Source organism: Pseudarthrobacter sp. NamE5, assembly GCF_005796225.1.
In the GTDB taxonomy this organism is placed as follows: Bacteria; Actinomycetota; Actinomycetes; order Actinomycetales; family Micrococcaceae; genus Arthrobacter.
Genome location: NZ_CM016730.1, coordinates 12194 through 28900, shown reverse-complemented (window position 1 = coordinate 28900; position 16707 = coordinate 12194). Strand labels below are relative to the sequence as shown.

General features: G+C 60.8%; 17 protein-coding genes. 14 read left to right on the top strand and 3 right to left on the bottom strand.

Annotated elements, in window-relative coordinates; genetic code table 11:
* The first annotated feature begins 334 nt into the window (after window positions 1–334).
* Complete coding sequence (locus FDW84_RS19110; protein ID WP_171046572.1) at window positions 335–1138, top strand: hypothetical protein; 804 nt, start codon at window positions 335–337, stop codon at window positions 1136–1138.
* Window positions 1139–1451: 313 nt separating this feature from the next.
* On the opposite strand, the gene FDW84_RS00145 is transcribed toward FDW84_RS19110, so the two are convergent.
* From FDW84_RS00145 to FDW84_RS00135, 3 genes are all read right to left on the bottom strand, one after another.
* The gene (locus tag FDW84_RS00145) at window positions 1452–1670 is read right to left on the bottom strand and encodes a hypothetical protein (protein ID WP_138605377.1); all 219 of its coding nucleotides are present in this window, start codon (window positions 1668–1670) and stop codon (window positions 1452–1454) included.
* A 79-nt stretch (window positions 1671–1749) separates the two neighbouring features.
* Complete coding sequence (locus FDW84_RS00140; protein ID WP_138605375.1) at window positions 1750–2214, bottom strand: hypothetical protein; 465 nt, start codon at window positions 2212–2214, stop codon at window positions 1750–1752.
* 258 nt (window positions 2215–2472) lie between these two features.
* Window positions 2473–3408: an NAD(P)-dependent oxidoreductase gene (locus FDW84_RS00135; RefSeq protein ID WP_138605373.1), complete on the bottom strand. Its 936-nt coding sequence runs from the start codon at window positions 3406–3408 to the stop codon at window positions 2473–2475.
* A gap of 69 nt (window positions 3409–3477) precedes the next feature.
* Here FDW84_RS00135 and FDW84_RS00130 point away from each other — a divergent pair, with 69 nt between their 5' ends.
* From FDW84_RS00130 to FDW84_RS00070, 13 genes are all read left to right on the top strand, one after another.
* Complete coding sequence (locus tag FDW84_RS00130; RefSeq protein WP_138605371.1) at window positions 3478–4194, top strand: FadR/GntR family transcriptional regulator; 717 nt, start codon at window positions 3478–3480, stop codon at window positions 4192–4194.
* Window positions 4187–5662, top strand: coding sequence for an amidohydrolase family protein (locus tag FDW84_RS00125; RefSeq protein WP_240721308.1), 1476 nt, complete (start codon window positions 4187–4189; stop codon window positions 5660–5662). Before FDW84_RS00130 ends, FDW84_RS00125 begins: the two co-directional genes overlap by 8 nt.
* The gene (locus tag FDW84_RS00120) at window positions 5659–6615 is read left to right on the top strand and encodes a nucleoside hydrolase (RefSeq protein ID WP_138605366.1); all 957 of its coding nucleotides are present in this window, start codon (window positions 5659–5661) and stop codon (window positions 6613–6615) included. Before FDW84_RS00125 ends, FDW84_RS00120 begins: the two co-directional genes overlap by 4 nt.
* 119 nt (window positions 6616–6734) lie before the next feature.
* Window positions 6735–8048, top strand: coding sequence for an ABC transporter substrate-binding protein (locus FDW84_RS00115; RefSeq protein ID WP_138605364.1), 1314 nt, complete (start codon window positions 6735–6737; stop codon window positions 8046–8048).
* 11 nt (window positions 8049–8059) lie between these two features.
* On the top strand, window positions 8060–8974 hold the full coding sequence (locus FDW84_RS00110) for a carbohydrate ABC transporter permease (protein ID WP_138605362.1): 915 nt from the start codon (window positions 8060–8062) through the stop codon (window positions 8972–8974).
* A gap of 1 nt (window position 8975) precedes the next feature.
* Window positions 8976–9905: a carbohydrate ABC transporter permease gene (locus tag FDW84_RS00105; protein WP_138605360.1), complete on the top strand. Its 930-nt coding sequence runs from the start codon at window positions 8976–8978 to the stop codon at window positions 9903–9905.
* A 31-nt stretch (window positions 9906–9936) separates the two neighbouring features.
* Window positions 9937–10887, top strand: coding sequence for a nucleoside hydrolase (locus FDW84_RS00100; protein ID WP_138605358.1), 951 nt, complete (start codon window positions 9937–9939; stop codon window positions 10885–10887).
* 78 nt (window positions 10888–10965) lie between these two features.
* On the top strand, window positions 10966–11751 hold the full coding sequence (locus FDW84_RS00095; RefSeq protein WP_138605356.1) for an SDR family NAD(P)-dependent oxidoreductase: 786 nt from the start codon (window positions 10966–10968) through the stop codon (window positions 11749–11751).
* The gene (locus FDW84_RS00090) at window positions 11751–12680 is read left to right on the top strand and encodes a polysaccharide deacetylase family protein (protein ID WP_138605354.1); all 930 of its coding nucleotides are present in this window, start codon (window positions 11751–11753) and stop codon (window positions 12678–12680) included. Before FDW84_RS00095 ends, FDW84_RS00090 begins: the two co-directional genes overlap by 1 nt.
* The gene (locus tag FDW84_RS00085) at window positions 12674–13801 is read left to right on the top strand and encodes an aminopeptidase P family protein (RefSeq protein WP_138605352.1); all 1128 of its coding nucleotides are present in this window, start codon (window positions 12674–12676) and stop codon (window positions 13799–13801) included. Before FDW84_RS00090 ends, FDW84_RS00085 begins: the two co-directional genes overlap by 7 nt.
* Window positions 13802–13818: 17 nt before the next feature.
* Window positions 13819–14586, top strand: a complete 768-nt coding sequence (locus tag FDW84_RS00080; RefSeq protein ID WP_138605351.1) for an SDR family NAD(P)-dependent oxidoreductase — start codon at window positions 13819–13821, stop codon at window positions 14584–14586.
* A gap of 36 nt (window positions 14587–14622) precedes the next feature.
* Window positions 14623–15561 (top strand): ribokinase, encoded by a 939-nt coding sequence (locus FDW84_RS00075; RefSeq protein ID WP_138605349.1) that lies wholly within the window; start codon window positions 14623–14625, stop codon window positions 15559–15561.
* Window positions 15558–16694 (top strand): glycerate kinase, encoded by a 1137-nt coding sequence (locus FDW84_RS00070; RefSeq protein WP_138605347.1) that lies wholly within the window; start codon window positions 15558–15560, stop codon window positions 16692–16694. The genes FDW84_RS00075 and FDW84_RS00070 overlap by 4 nt, the downstream gene beginning before the upstream one ends.
* Window positions 16695–16707 lie beyond the last annotated feature (13 nt).

Sequence of the window (16707 nt, the reverse complement as noted above, 5' to 3'; positions counted from 1 at the left end):
CACCTAGCCGTCCATAGAACCTTGGACAATTCAGCTGTGGTGCACATCGGACTGGCAGAGCTGTCGCTCGCGTCAAAGTTTTGTGCAGACACTGTCTGCACAAAACAGCACCTTCACAATGCCTGATGGAAAGGGGTGAAAGGGCTGGAAATTCTGCTCCATCGAGTGCGTTTGGATAGCACGTGACCGGCCGGCACACTGGCGGGATGTCTCCGAAGGACAGCTCACCCTCTTTTGACGCAAGGGCAAGAAAACTAGTTTGAAAACACGTAACGAAACCCCATACCGCGCTTCCACTGATGGCTCTCAGGGCGCCCGGACGTAATATGCCGGTATGAAATCATCACGGCCCGGGATGCCGGTTTGGGTAACCGTGGTCCTTGTGATTCTGGCAGTGGCCGTCGCAGCTGGTGCGATCGCGGCAGGGGTAATCGAATCAGGGAAGAAGCCCCTGGCGAAGGCAGCGACCGCGGCGGCCGCGCAGCAAGGTGAAGCGATCCAGCGGACTTGGCGGGAAGATCCCGAAGAGACCGGGACCGAGACCGCGGCCGCAGATCCCTCAACTCAGCCTGCTCTGCCGGCACCCGGACCTGCGCCCGTGCTTGAGCCCGAACAGCTAATCACTCCGGCACCATCGGCTGACGCGCCTCCGCCACTCCACGTACCTGGTCCGCAGCAACGCAGGGAATGCCCGTCCGGTGCGGTATCTGCCCGACTTACGTCTGTGGAATTTGATGTGGACAACCCCACTATGTACGACATCGATGTGAGAGCGCGCGGCGTTCTGACCAACGGCACGTCCTCGCCTATCGCCGTGGGGGAAGATGACATTCCTAACTTCCAAGGGCTGGATGACAGAGGGCAGTCCATTGTCATCGAGCTCTACGGGACCTATGACTGGGCGCCGCCGCCCGGACAGCCGAGCATGGGCGAGTTCGTCCTTGAACCAGGTGCCTCGGTGGCGTACACCGCCATTAGTCAGAGCTGGAAGCACACCGTCCAAAACGTGAAGTACTGGTATTCAGCGGCCATACCCGGTTCCCTGCTGCTGTATTTCCCAGGTCCGCTGGTCGTTTGCGAGGTGAAAGGGCAGGTCCCCGCAGAAGGGTCTGCGATCCCTAACTCCTTCACGAGCTAGTGGTGGGAGCGCGGGTATAATCGCTATGTTCGGGGCCCCTTTAGCCTCCTAACCGTCAAACGATATTGTGAAATATCCGTCCTGCTGTGAGGTTTTTGAAGAGCAGTCGAAAGCCTAGTTCGGCTAACACCTGACCGCGCGGGCAAGAGTGGTGGGCAGCATGACCGTCCGGTTGAAATCTAGGACCTTTTCAGCGAAGGGTGCCGAAAGGCTGTTCCGGACCCTATTCTGACGCACTTATCCTTGCTTCCTGACGTCAGGTTGGGGTGTGCCTCACCTTGCGGGTAAGGAGTAGCAAATGTCACGGCTAGGCTCACGATTCTCGGCGAATGGTGCGAATCTGCCAGCCGTCCTCGCGGCGGTATTTTCGTCCACCTCTCCCGTACGAGAGTTTGAGCCAGATGATCCTTTGATCCGAAGTCACGTTTTCGATTACCCCACGTGCAATGGCTAGGCCGTCATCGAGCACCTCAATCTCATCCCCGGGTCTTATCCCGTTCCAGTCAAAGATCTCGAAAGGGGTTGGTGTCATGAAGCCCTTCTTGATTCAGCACGGACGAGTAATTCAAAGCGGATTCTGGTATCCCAACCTGGTGGCGTCGAGAGGGGTGCTACCTGCGTTTTCCTAACGAAAGCAAAGCCAGATCGCGGGCAACAGCCTTCCGGGCCTCCGCACGATTCACGTGACCATGCCCCTCAGGATTTTTTTGATACTTCGCGGTCTGGGAAAGCTCATAACCGTTCCTACTTGGTGACAGCGGGTCGTAAAAGACAACGCCCACGCTTTGCTGGCCTGTAACCAAGCCAGGAGGTAGAGGTATCAGGTCAAGGCGGGTGTTAGCTTCAATAAGCTGTGGGAGGACACTTGGATACATCACGCCCAGGACAACCACAACACTCTCCGACTGGAAGTCCTGCGGCGATCGAGAGCTGGGGAAGGGGGAGCGCCTGTTTTCGTCGGCGCTCTGGCGGATTTCAGTAAGGGGCTCCACTGTTTTGCTCCTCCTCCAGTCGTTGAATGAAAGCTCGTCGCCCTTCTCGTCAGCTGCAAGAGACTTCCTCGCCTCCAGCTGCATGATGATGGTGGGTGTTAGCCTGAAGAGTTGCGTTTCCGTCAGGCTAGGCTGTGCTCTAAATCGATCCCAGCAGGGCCAGCGGGTGGTTTGCCGCAAGCTCAAGAAAGAAGAAGGCCCCGCCTCATGAGGTACCTGCCGAAAATGCCGGATCCTTTGCAACGTGACCCACGTGGCCTGACGGGATGACCGTGCGGCCCTGCGGGCAGAGCCGCGTGTCGCTCCCGCTGGACGTGTTTGTGAAATTGGCGGCCGCGCCTGTCATTGGAGATTTGTCAGTGGGGCGCCCGTTTGAATGGCCTTCATGTTCGTGCTGATTAGCTCCATCGCGTTCTGGGGCCTGTTGCCTGCTACGTGAGGCGTAATGATGAGGTTCTTAGTCGTCCACAGTGGTGACGCCGGGGGGATGGGTTCCTCTTTTGCCACATCAATCGCAGCGACTCTGAGTGAGCCACTATTCAGTGCGCTGATGAGGTCCGCCTCGTCGACAGTTGATCCACGGCCAACATTGATGAACACAGAGCCCGGACGCATGCAGTTGAAGAACTCGCCGTTGAAGTAGTTTTTTGTGCCGCCAGTGGCGGGAAGGAGCGAGATCACCACGTCCGTGACCGGCAACAGATCCCTGGCCTGTTCCTTCGTTACGACTGGGTGGCCACCACGGTTGCCGGCCGAACTGGCAACGCCTGCCACGTGGACACCCAACATAGTCAGTACCGGCGCCAATTTTGCAGCGATGGATCCAAAGCCCCAGATAAGAACACTCGCGCCGGACAGCGTGTAGTTGTTTGCCGTTTCCGGTTGTGCCTGCCGGCGGGCGTACTCCACGTCCCACGTTTTTGCTTGCTTGGCACGCTGCAGGGTGTCGAGCCGCCTGATGCAAGCAAAAAGCAGCGCAAGGGTATGTTCAGCGACGGGTCCATCGTGCAACGAACGTCCTGAGCAGATTTTCACGGACTGCGGAAAGCCAGCGGCCATGATGGCGTCGGCACCCGAGGCCAGTGCTTGGACCAGCTGCAAGCGGTGAAGGTCCGCTGCCGCCCGCACCAACTGGGCCGCAGGGTTTTGCCAGGCTACGAGGAATTCTGCGTCATGATGCTCCGCGGGCACCGGTGCATTCACATCGTATGTATGGAACGCTATGTCCGGCTCCTGAGGGAGTTCGAGCGAGATGGTCGAAGGGATCAAAACCTTCAAAACTGCCTCCGAAAATTAAAAGAGATATGACCTCTTGAAGGTAGCTGGTAAGACTTATAGAGTCTAGACATGCAGACATCAGATGAGTCCGGGCGGCAGCGCAGATACCTGAATGTGGCTCAAGAACTCCTGATTGCCATCAATAAGGGCGAATATGTGCCCGGGGATCGCCTGCCGGCGCATACGGAAATCGCCGCCAAGTTCCAGGTGTCGCGTCCGACCGCACGTGAGGCGTTTTTGGCATTGGAGCTGATCGGCGCGATCGAAGTCCGGCACGGTGATGGCACCTTTGTACGCAGTGTGGCCAGGGTGGGAGGCGATGGCAACCCTCTCGATGTTCCTCCCCGGGAATTGATCGAGACCCGCATGGCCATAGAACCTGTCGCGGTCAACCTCGCTGCCAGCCGGGCCACACCGGAACAGCTTGCCACCCTTGAGGGATACCTGGACAGGCAGTCTGAGCTCGTCGAGGACCCGAACGGTATCGCCGAGTTTGTGGCCCTCGGTCTCCAGTTTCACTCCGATCTGGCGCCAGGCTGTGGTAACTCTCTCTTGGCCGGGGTCATCAAACAGCTTGTGAACATCGAATTCCATCCACTTTGGGTCCTCGTAAATCAGCAGGGTCTGCCCGATCCGGCATCCCGTCAGTTGCAGGTTGACGAACACCGCGCTGTCCTGAAGGCGGTGCGGGACGGTGACGGTGTGTCCGCTGCCGATGCAATGCGTGCCCATCTTGGTCATCTTGACCGCGCTATGTTCTTGAATGGAGGCCCCGCTCGTGGGTAATCAGTTTTTCGAGCCCTACGACGTAGTTATCACTGACGGTCTGGTCGTGAACGCTACAGGTTCGCGGCTGGGCACAGTCCTTGTAAAGGATGGCCTCATCGCAGGTATCCTCGACGCTGGGGCCCCTCTTCCCGCCCATATACGGCGAATCGACGCAAGGAGTCAGCTGGTAATTCCCGGCGGCGTTGATCCTCACTGTCACGTCGGGCAGGTGCTCGGAGAATTTTCCATGCTGGACAATCACGCGCAGGCGAGTATCGCCGCGCTGTGGGGCGGAACGACAACCATTATCGATTTCGCCATCCCCGAACCGGGCCAGAGCCCCCTTGAGGCCGTGCATGAGAAGCGTAAGGCGGCTCAAGACTGCCGAACCGACCTGGCCCTTCATGGAGGGGTTGTGTCGTGGGATCGGACAACTCGCGACCAGCTCCTGGCCCTTGCTGACCTTGGGGTCTTGACCGTCAAAATGTTTACGACGTACCGGGACGGCGTTATGGCCGGCTTCGACACGATCGAGAAGGTCATGGAAGTGCTGGCGGGCGTTGGAGGTGTCGCGATCATCCACGCTGAAGAGAACCACGTGATCGAGCAGGCTCAGGCGGAGGAGCTGGCCAAGGGCCGTGGCGGTTCACGACACCACGCACTCACTCGCCCGGAAGCCGCTGAGGCATCGGCTGTGAAGAGGGCCCTTCAGCTTGCCGACGAGACGCGGTCTGCCGTTTATTTCGTTCATCAAACTACGCCCGAGGTTGTGGACCTGGTTGCTGCTGCCCGGGCAGCGGGAACACGGGCCTACTCGGAGACCTGCCCCCATTACCTCACGCTGAACGAGGAAGTTTACGAAAGCGACCGCTCAGAGCTCTTTGTCTGCTGCCCGCCTCTGCGGCCCAACAGCAGCGTGTTGGGTCTTAGGGAACGTGCCTCGTGGGGTTTGGTGCACACCTTGGGCTCCGACCACTGCTGCTACTCCACGCAGCAGAAGGAAAAGTATTCGCACGACGTCCGGTCAATGCCTAATGGGCTTCCAGGCGTCGAAAACCGACTGACCGTCTCCTTCGACACCTTGGTCGTCAAGGGCGGAATGAGCGTCGAAAACTTTGTCGCGATGTTCTCCACCAACCCCGCCATCTTGAATGGACTTCGCTCGAAGGGCTGGATCGGACCGGGCGCCGATGCCGACATCGTAGTCCTGGACCCGCGCAAGACGGGCGTCATCAGCGCCACCAGCCATCACATGAAGTCCGACTACTCACCTTACGAGGGAGGCGAGTTCACCGGCTGGCCCTCCACCGTGATCAGCGGCGGCCGGGTCGTCGTGGATGACGACGGATTCCATGATCCCGGGCCCGTCGGCCGCCACTTGTCTTCCAAAGCCCAGCTCGATGCGGTGCCCCTTCTTGCCGCCACGGTCACCGGTGGCTCCCAGACCACGTACGCCGAAATTGAAAGCGAGGAACTGCTGGCATGACCAGAAAAGTAATTCTCGACGTTGACACGGGAACCGACGACGCAATCGCAATCATGCTCGCGGCATATGCGCCGGCCCTTGACCTCATGGCCTGCACCACGGCGTGGGGTAACCACGACGTCGGCACCACAACCACAAACACCCTTCGCATCCTGGACCTGATCGGACGCGGTAACATCCCGGTCTACAAGGGACTTGGCAAACCCTTCGCGCCGATCCCCTTCCTGTTCGAAGGCCACGTGGATAGCGAGCGGGAGATCATCCACCCGCATGACTTTCCAGCCCCGCCCACACAGCTAAAGGCAGCGGATCAGCCGGCAGTCGAGTGGCTGGTTGAAACGCTTCGCGCGACAACGGAACAGGTCACTTTGGTACCTGTCGCCCCTTTGACCAACATCGCGGCAGCACTCACACTCGACCCCAAGATCACCGAGGCCGTGGATGAAATTGTCATCATGGGTGGAGCACATGCCCTAGGAAATGTAACGGCGTCCGCGGAAGCTAATATCTGGCACGACCCAGTGGCGGCCGACGTTGTTTTCCAAGCCGGCTTTGAGCGCCTTGTGCTCGTACCCCTGGACGCAACGCACAAGGCCAACATGTCGCTCGAGCACACGTCGGCACTACGGTCCCTTATTAGTCCCGCGGCTCGAGTGGCTGCCGACATTGTCGAGCAGAGGATTCACGGCTACAACGAGACACAACCGCAGGTCCAGCCCGATAGCGCGCCCGTGCACGATGCCCTTTGCATCGCTTACCTCATGGACCCAGCGGTTATCGACATCGCTCCGTATCACGTCGCCATCGAGACAGTCAGTCCGGTCGGATTTGGCAAGACGATCGTCGACGTCGCCGCGCGCACGCGCAAAAAGCCGAATGCGTTTGTGGCCCTTGATGCGGACGCGGAAAGGTTCAACAAGCTGCTTTACGAAGCCATCAGCGAAGGGAGATAGGCGCTACATCATCCCCGGGGAATGGGTGTCTGCCTAGGAAACAACACCCATCCCACCCAAGAAACAAAGGAGTTATCTTGCAGTACAACCTTACATCACGTGGGCGTAGGGCTACCGTGATGCTTACCACCCTTACCATCGGTGCACTCGCCTCAACTTTGGTGGCCTGCTCTCCGAGCTCGTCCGGCGGCGCCAAAACGGCGGAGTGCCCGGAAGGGTCTGCGACGCTCAAGGTCCTTCGCTCGACGACTAACGTCCCGACGGACGCCCAAATGGACGAGTACACCAAGAAGACGAACGACTGCGTCACCTTCGACGTCACGGATGTTCCCTTCGGGCAGTATGCCGACAAGGTCAGCGTGCTCAGCTCTTCGGCAAATGCCCCGGACATCTACGGCTTTGATATGCCTGAGACGGCGAACTACGCATCCAAGGGCGTGCTCCTTCCGCTGGACAAGTACCTTCCCGAGGGGTGGAAGGAAGATGTCCTTCCCGCGACCCTAAAGGAGGGCAGCTACCAGGACAAGGTCTACACCCTCGGTGTCCAGCAGGACGCTTTGGGCCTGTACTACAACAAGACCCTGACCGACCAGGCCGGCATTACGGTTCCCACCACCCTTGATGAGGGCTGGACTTGGGAAGAGGCCCGGGACGCGATGCTTAAGTGCCAGCAGGGAACGCCGGGAAACCCAACGATCTACGGGCTTGCTCCGACCCAGCTGGGTTCCGGTACTCCGGGTCCCATCTACAGTGACCTGCTGTACCTGCGCAGCGCCGGCGACCCCAAGGCGCCTAGTGATTCATCGGCTTACAAGACCTTCTACGCCATCTCCCCGGACGGCAAGCAGGTCGACGGCTGGTTGAACACTCCCGAAGCCGTCGAGGCGGCCAAGTTCTACCAGTCGCTGTACGAGGGCGATAAGGCGGTCACCTCTAAGACTGGCCGGCCGAACGCGTTCATCGACGGCAAGGCTTGCTTCGACATGTTCCACGCCGGACAGGTCCAGCCCCTGAAGGACGCGAACGTTTCCTACGAGTGGGGTGTGACGCCGCTGCCGTACATCAAGACTCCGATTGTGCACACGGGCGCGATCACCATTGGCGTCTCGGGCAAGTCGAAGCAGGCCGATGCTGCGGCGAAGTTCGTAGTTGAACTGAGCACCGGGGATATGGCGAAGGAATACAACCAGAAGAACGGCCGCTTGCCTACCCTCGGAAGTGTCTACAAGGAGCTTCCGGACTTCCAGGAGCCACCGCTGAGCACGTTCTACCAGGAACTCGAGGAATGGGGCCAGCCGCGGCCGCCGACCTCACAGTTCTCTCAGTACAGCCAGATCGTTGAAACCGCCCTGAAAAACATCGCATATGGCGGCGATCCCAAGGATCAGCTGGATCAGGCCGTGTCCAAGCTGTCGCCCTTGCTGTCTCGGTAAGGAGACCACCAATGTCATCCACGACGACGAGGCTCGTTCGTGGAGCCGAACGGAAGCGGTCGCGGCGAGAGTTGCTCGTCGCGGCCGGCTTCCTGGCCCCATTCCTGATCATCCTCGTGATATTCCAGTACGTCCCCGTTGGACTGCTGGTCAAAAACAGCCTTTTCGGCTACACGCTCATCAATCCGGATCTCCAGACCTTTGTTGGACTTGAGAATTTTGCGCGCATCTTCAAAGATCCCACGACGCTTCAGACGATTCTGGTCACGCTGATCTTTGCCGTTGGCGTAGTGGTGCTGATCATCCCGCTTGGATTCCTCCTGGCGTCTTATCTCAACCGGCCCCTGCCCGGCAGGGGCATCCTCCGAACCGCGGTGTTCCTGCCCGTCATCACTTCATCTGTTGTTGTCGCGACGCTGTGGAACTTCCTCCTCGCCAACGAAGGTCTCGTCAACGCAGCCCTGAACTCTTTGGGTTTTAGCACCATGTCGTTCCTGACCGACCAGTCCCTGGCGCTGCCGTCGATCATCATCATGAGTGTCTGGCAACAGGTAGGCATGGCCACCATCCTCTACCTGGGCGGCCTGCAGTCAATCCCTGGAGACGTGATGGAAGCATCAACACTTGACGGCGCAGGTGGACTGAAGCGGACGTTCCTGATCGTCATTCCGCTGCTGACCAGGACCACGGTCATGGTTGTGGTCATCATGACCGTCTTTGCGCTTCAGTCCTTCACCCCCGCATACGTCATGACGCAGGGCGCTCCGGGTGGAACAACCAACCTTCTCGTCTACGAGATTTACAAGCAGGCGTTCACGCTGCAGGACCCCGGCTTCGCTTCGGCACTGTCCGTCCTGCTGCTGGTGGGGGCCATCACCATCAGCCTCGTGCAAATGAGACTCCTGCGAACCCGATGGGATTACTGAGATGACACAGCTCGCTTCGCAGCAGAACGATACCGCCAGCGGCCCGGAGACCACCGCACCAGAGGGCCGGCTGGGCCGGTTGAAAGAACGTGGCCCTGGACGGCTGTGGCAACGGGTATGGACGAGCCTGGTCGTGCTGGCGATTCTTATCGCCTTCCTCCTGCCTTACGAGTGGATGTTCGCTTCCGGCCTGAAGACGCAGTCCGGAATTTTTGCAGACATCAGTCCGCTGAGCTGGAAGACGTTCATTCCGGTTGAGGTGACGTTCGAGAACATTATCGAATTGTTCGTCGGACGCGGGGTCGGACGCGCGCTGCTGAATTCGTTCCTGGTCGCGGCGTTCCAGGTAATCTGCTCGCTGGTCCTCTGCACGCTTGCTGCATACGCGCTCACCCGGATTGCTTTCAAGGGCCGGAACGTGGTGTTCGCCATCATCCTGGCAACCTTCATGCTCCCGGCCGAAGCCCTGGTTGTTCCGCTGTACCAACTGATCTCGGCAATGAGCCTGCAGGATACGCTGCTCGCCGTGGGCGTTCCCTGGATCGCCAGCGCCTTCGGGTTGTTCCTGCTCCGGCAGTCCTTTGAAGCCGTACCGCTTGAAATGGACGAAGCCGCGAAGCTTGACGGCGCGGGGCATTTCCGGATCTTCTGGTCGGTCATCCTCCCGGTCGTCCGGGTAGACATCGTCACGTTCGTGCTGATGATTTTCCTGTTCTCCTGGAACGGGTTCCTGTGGCCCCTGGTCGCCATTCAAAGCACTGAGAACACCCTGGTGCAGGTCGCCGTCGCCCAATCCGTATCCCCGGGTGCGCTGCCCAACTGGGGCCTGACATTCGCAGGCGCCTCAGTGGCGACCATTCCGCTCGTCATCCTCTTCATCTTCCTGCAACGGCTCTTCATCCCCGGGCTCGCCCGGACAGGACTGAAATAAGCCACCCACAACCTCCAAAGGAGCAAAGTAAGTGCCCAAGAAAATCATCCTCGATGTCGACCCCGGCCACGACGACGCCATCGCCATCCTGCTGGCCCAGGGAAACCCTGACATCGAACTGGCCGCCATCACCTCGGTGGCAGGCAACCAGATCCTGGAGAAGACCACCTACAACGCACAGCGCGTCGCCACGCTCGTTGGCGCAACAGACATTCCGATCGCGGCGGGCGCCAAGTACCCGCTGATGCGCGAACAGATCACTGACGGTGAAGTTGTTGCAGGCTCAGTCCACGGCGTCTCCGGGCTGGACGGCCCCGAGCTGCCGGAACCGGCGATGGACCTGGATCCCCGCCACGCAGCCGAGCTGATTGTTGATCTCGTTATGGCCGGCGAACAGGACGAGTACACCCTTGTTCCCACAGGCCCGCTGACCAACATCGTCCTCGCGATGCGGCTGGAACCGAAAATTGTGGACCGGGTCAAAGAAGTCGTCCTCATGGGCGGCGCCTACACCCAGGGAAATGCCACGCCGGCAGCCGAGTTCAACATTCTCGCGGACCCCGAAGCCGCCGCAGCCGTGTTCGCAGCGGAATGGCAGGTCACCATGGTCGGCCTCGACCTGACCCACCAGGCTGTCGCAACGCCGGAAATAAAGGAACGCATCCGGGCCATCGGAACGCCCATCTCACGGGTAGTCGTAGAATGGCTCGACTTCTTCGGTGCGAACTACGACTCCGTGTGGAAGATGCCGTACCCGCCGATCCACGACGCCTGCGCCGTTGCACGGGTGATCAACCCCTCGGTCGTGCAGGTGAAGGAGGCATTCATCGCGGTCGAAACGCAGGGCAAGTGGACCTATGGCGAAACCGTCACTGACTTCCTCGGCTCCTACGGGCTGCCCTTCAACAACCTCGCGGCCACGACCCTGGACTTTGACGCCTTCTGGGATCTCATCATCGACGCCATCAAGCAAGTCAGCTAGCTGGATCACCCCGTCCGTCCCGGCCTGCGCCTCGGCAGGCCGGGACGGCACTTTGCTCGCTTACAGAAAGGCATGACCATGCGCCTCGCAGGCCGCACAGCTATCGTCACCGGAGGCTCATCCGGAATTGGCCGCGCCATCGCACTCCGCTTCGCCCGCGAGGAGGCGAATGTCGTCGTCAGCGACATCCGGGAAGAGCCAATATGGAACGGAGAAGAAGAGGCACCGACAGCCGACCTGATCACGGCCGAAAAGGGCGCAGCGGTATTCCACCAGACCGACGTCTCGGACGCCGCTGCCATTGACGGGCTGGTAGAACGGGCCGTCAGCCAATACGGACGTCTCGACATCCTGGTGAACAACGCCGGCCTCGTGTTCTCATCCTCTGTGCTCGACACCAGTGAAGACGACTGGGACCGGCTCATGGACGTGAACCTCCGCGGACAGTTCCTCAGCTGCAAACGGGGCATTCGGCAGATGATCGACCAGGACCCCATCGGAGAAGTCCGCGGCCGGGTAATCAACGTGGCATCCCAGCACGGCCTTGTCGGCCCTCCTGACTTCTTTGCCTATGCGGTCAGCAAAGGCGGGATGATTCAGATGACCCGGCAGCTCGCTGTCGACTACGCCAAGCACGGGATCATCGTCAACGGCATCGCCCCCGGACGCATCATCACCGGCACCCATCCCGGCGAAGTCGATATGACAGACCCCGTCCTCGAATACTCACGATCCCGCACCCCCTTCCCACGGCTGGGCCGGGCTGAGGACGTCGCGGGTGCCGCCCTGTTCCTGGCATCAGACGACTGCAGCTACATTTCCGGGCACAACCTTTTGGTTGACGGCGGATGGATGGCGTACTGATGACAACGGTTACCGGACCTCAGCGCGACCTGGTGGGCTACGGGGCGCGCATCCCGAAAGTCACCTGGCCCGACAACGCAAACATCGCAGTCAACATCGTGGTGAACTACGAAGAAGGCTCCGAGTACTCCTACGCCGCAGGAGACGGTGAAAACGACGTGCTGGGCGACTCCGGCTACCGGTTCCCGGCAGGGGTTCGCGACCTGGCCCAGGAGTCGATGTACGAGTATGGGAGCAGAGCCGGAATCTGGCGGCTCCTGAGGCTCTTCGACGAGCTGCACGTACCGGTGACCTTCTTCGGCTGCGCCGTAGCCTTCGAAAAGAATCCCGATGTCGCCGCCTACGCCAGCCAGGCAGGACATGACCTCGTCTCACATGGCTGGCGATGGGAAGAGCACTGGCGCCTGAGCCGGGATGAGGAACGCGAACACATCCGCCTGGCCGTGGAATCCTTCGAAAAGACATGGGGCAGCCGGCCCACCGGCTGGTACTGCAGGTACGGACCATCCGTGAACACCCGCGAACTGGTCGTCGAAGAAGGAGGCTTTGCCTTCGACTGCGACGCCTATAACGACGACCTGCCGTACTTCACCACAGTCAGCGGCAAGGAACACCTCGTCGTGCCGTATTCCCAGACCTACAACGACTCCCAAGGATCCAAAAACCCCTCAGAGTTTCTGGACTACATCAAACGTGCCTTCGATGAACTGTGGCTCGAAGGCGAACGCGGCTTCCCCAAGATGATGTCCATCGGGTTGCACCCCAGGCTGGTCGGCCAAGCCGCCCGCACCTCCGCTTTGCGCGAGTTCATCAGCTACGCTCAGCAAAAGGGCGGCGTCTGGTTTGCACGACGAAATGACATCGCAAACTGGTGGTCGGCACACCACCAGGACTTCCCACTCGTCGATAGCCTGCGTGCGTCTTGCTGACCGGCGAACAGGTTCCGTATCAGTCCCGCTGGCGCGCGGTCTGGGAAAGCCTCGAAAGCGCGGGACTGGACGCACTGGTGATCCACGGGCGAGGACAGGTTGCCCACTACGGCAACATTGCCCACCTCACCGGGCATATTCCCAGCAACAAGGGATTGTTCGCGGTGGTCACCCGGGACCGCGCACCGGAGGTCGTCGCCGCCTCGGCCCAGGCCGCCCGCTATGTCCTCCTGGACGCGTCTCTGGCACCCGGGGTCGTCGTCCGCGCTCCAGCCAACGGCCCGGCCGCAGCCCTGTACAAGGAAATCGCGGCAGCCACGGGACCCGGAACCGTAGGGCTGGCCGCCTCCGATGAAAATGGTCTGGCGTACAACGACCACAGCGGCATCCTTGCAGCCCTGGAACCCGGCTCAAAGGTCATCGACGCTGCCAGCATTCTGGAATCACTGCGCCGGCAACCGGAAACGGTCAAGACCGAGCATCTCCGCCGTTCCATGGCCAGAGCCGAGGGCGCAATGGAAGCCGCTGCACACCAACTGCGAAGCAATGGCACCGAAGCAGAAGTCGCCGGTGCCATCGCCCAGTATCTGCGTTCCCACGGCTCGCTCTTTGACATCATTCATGTCGCCGCAAACGGGTTCCATGGCCAGCACCCCGGTGACAGGCCAATCCTGGACGGGGACCTGGTCACCGTTTTCATCGAAACCTCCGCGGCCGACGGCCACTGGGTCGAACTCGGTGCATTGTTCGCCGTGGGCGGCGTGTCCACCCGGCGCCTCAAGCTCGCCGACCAGGCCATGAAAACTCTCGACGGTGCGGCGACTTACCTCCGTACCGGACACCAGGCCGGTGCCGTAGCGGAATTCGTGGCCCGACAAGGACGCCGCACGATCGGAATCGGGCACTGCACTGGCCTCGATGAGATTCCCCTTCCCATCACCGATGGGTCCGCGTGGACATTGCTCGACGGCGAGGCCATTGCCTTGCACCCGAGCCTTGTCAGTGAGGACGGACAGGACGCGATCGGGATCGCCAACACCTACATTGTGGGTGAAACCGGCGGCATCCCCCTGTCCCAGTACCCCAAAACGCTGCGGCGGATCAGCCGCTCACACCAGTAACCACCCAAGAAGGAACCATGACAGATTTCAAGACTGCGGTCATCACAGGTGCGGCCAGCGGCATCGGCCAAGCCACCGCAGTAGCTTTTGCGAAGGCAGGAATCCGAACCGTCATCGGATCGTTTCCCGGCGATCCCCATGACCCATACGAAACCCTCAAACTCGTAAAAGAAGCCGGGGGAGAAGGTGTCGTCCACGAACTCGACGTACGCAGCGCCGACGAAGTGGATAACTTCGCCCAACGCGCCGTCGACGAATGGGGACGCCTCGACGTAGCAGTCGCCAACGCAGGAATCGTCCGGTTGCATCCGCTGGCCGAACTCACCGACGAGGCCTGGAACGACCTGATGTCGGTGGATCTGGGCGGGGTCATGCGCGTCTTCCGCAGCGCGGCCTCCCGCATGGACCACGGCGGTGCCCTGGTAGGCATCTCTTCCATTTCCGGAGGCGTCTACGGGTGGGCCGACCACGCCCACTACACGGCCGCCAAAGCAGGAGTCCTTGGCCTCTGCAAGGCCCTCGCCGTGGAACTGGCTCCCCGTGGAATCCGGGTCAACTCCATCATTCCAGGGGTCATCGACACGGCTCAGACCCAGGACAGCACGAATTCATTCGGCCGCGACGGTCTGGCTACGGCAGGGGCAAAAATCCCGATCGGACGAGTGGGACGCCCCGAGGAGATAGCTCACGCTGTCAGGTTCTTCAGCAGCGAAGAAGCCAGCTACATAACCGGGCAGCACCTGGTCGTCGACGGCGGCCTAACGGTCTTTATGCCGGTTTCCTGACCTGCTTCATCGGTTTCGACAGAAAGGCTCCGACAGATGCCCGACGTGAAAGTACTGGTCGTGGGGTCGATGAATGCAGACCTTACGACCACTGTCGGGGGGTTCCCTTCCCCCGGTGAAACCGTCCTGGGGACCGATCTCAGGACAGAACCCGGCGGCAAATCCTCTAACCAGGCAGCGGCGGCTGCGCTCCTCGGAGCGGACGTGGCCCTGGTCGGTGTCGTGGGGGCAGACGAACTGGGTGACCGCCTCATTATTGAAGCTGCAGCAAAAGGCGTCGACACCTCCCGGGTCAGACGAAGCCCTGACAAAAGCACGGGCGCAGCGATGATCGCAGTGAACCACGACGGCGAAAACACCATCATCGTTTCCCCTGGCGCCAACGCCACCCTCGCACCTGCAGACCTTCCCGACGCCGACCTTGAAGGCGCACCCATCGTTGCGATGGCACTTGAAGTGCCCCTTGAAACAGTCATCTCCGTTGCTGAACGCGCCGCGTCCGCTGGCGCCCACGTCCTTCTCAACGCCTCGCCCATGCAAGCACTCCCGGCCCAGCTCCTTGCGAACGTCGAGGTCCTCATCATCAACGAAGGCGAAATGCTGGCCCTGCTGGGGGAGCAGGATCTGGCCCAAGGGTGGGACTATTACGCCCGCAAAATTCTCGGCCTGGGACCCACGTGCGCGATCGTGACCAGGGGCAAGTCCGGGGCCGTGGTCTTTGAACCCGGGGAGCCGGCACCCGCTGTAACCTCCATCGACGCCGTTCAGGTCACGGCAGTGGACACCACCGGATGCGGAGACGCCTTTATGGGCGCCATCGCTGCCGAACTGGCCGCCGGACTTCCCCTGGTTGAGGCAGCCAAAACCGGTGCCTTAGCGGGAGCATGGGCCGCCCAAAACCGGGGAGCTCAGGCCTCCTACGGAAGGCACAGCGACCTCCAAACCTTTCTTTGGGAAGCGAGGCCACAACCATGAGCCCACTTTCGGCTCCACGGCCGGCGCGGATTCTGATCGCACCTGATTCCTTCAAGGGTTCAGCAACCGCGGAGGCCGTGGCCAGCAATATCGCCCTTGGCTGGTCCTCCGTGCGCGGACAGGACCACATCCAGTTGGCACCCATGGCCGACGGCGGCGAAGGAACGATCGATGCGCTGACGTCGGTCTATCCCTCTGCGGACCGGCGCCCGATCCGCGTCGCAGGTCCCGGCGGACAGGCTACGGAAGCCGAATGGCTCTACCTGCCGCCGGCCTTCGGCGCTCGGGGAAGCACAGGAGTGGTGGAGCTGGCGTCAACCAGCGGCATCACTCTGCTGGACCAATTAAGTCCCCTCGATGCCCACAGCACCGGGTTTGGGCAGGCGATCGTTGCTGCCCTGAAGGCAGGAGTGTCGAGGCTTATCCTGGGCATCGGTGGAAGCGCATCCACCGACGGAGGTGCAGGGATGCTGCAAGCGCTGGGCTACCGGATCCTTGACGAAAGCGGGAGACGAATCAGGCCCGGGAACAGGGGACTGCCCGATGCGGTACGGGTTGATGCATCCGCCGCTATGCAGTTGCCCGAAAGCGGCGTAGTTGTCCTGAGCGACGTAACCAATCCGCTCACCGGGCCGAACGGATCAGCAGCTGTCTTTTCGCCTCAGAAAGGTGCATCCGCGGAAGACATCCCCCGCATGGATTCCGCGCTGGAGCATTTCGCAGCGCTATTCAACATCAGTCCACAAGCGCTTGGCGCAGGGGCGGCCGGCGGGACTGGATTCGGCCTCATGGTCTGGGGCGCGGACATTAAGTCCGGGGCCGAAGAGATTTCCTCACTCCTTAACCTGCCGTCGCGCATCGAACACGCGGATCTCCTGATCACCGGGGAAGGGAGATTCGATCAGCAATCGGACCTGGGAAAAGTCGTGGGAACACTGCGCCATACCGCCGACGCGTTCGACGTGCCGGTTGCCCTTGTTGCCGGTGCCATCGGGTCGGAACCAGAAGGATATTCGAGCGCAATGTCCCTATCGGACCTCGCCGGGGATTCCAGGGCAGCAATGACCGATCCGGAGACGTACCTCCGAATCGCCGGCGCCAAACTTGCCTCCAACTTTGCAGCCCGGTCATGACGGCTGCCATTCC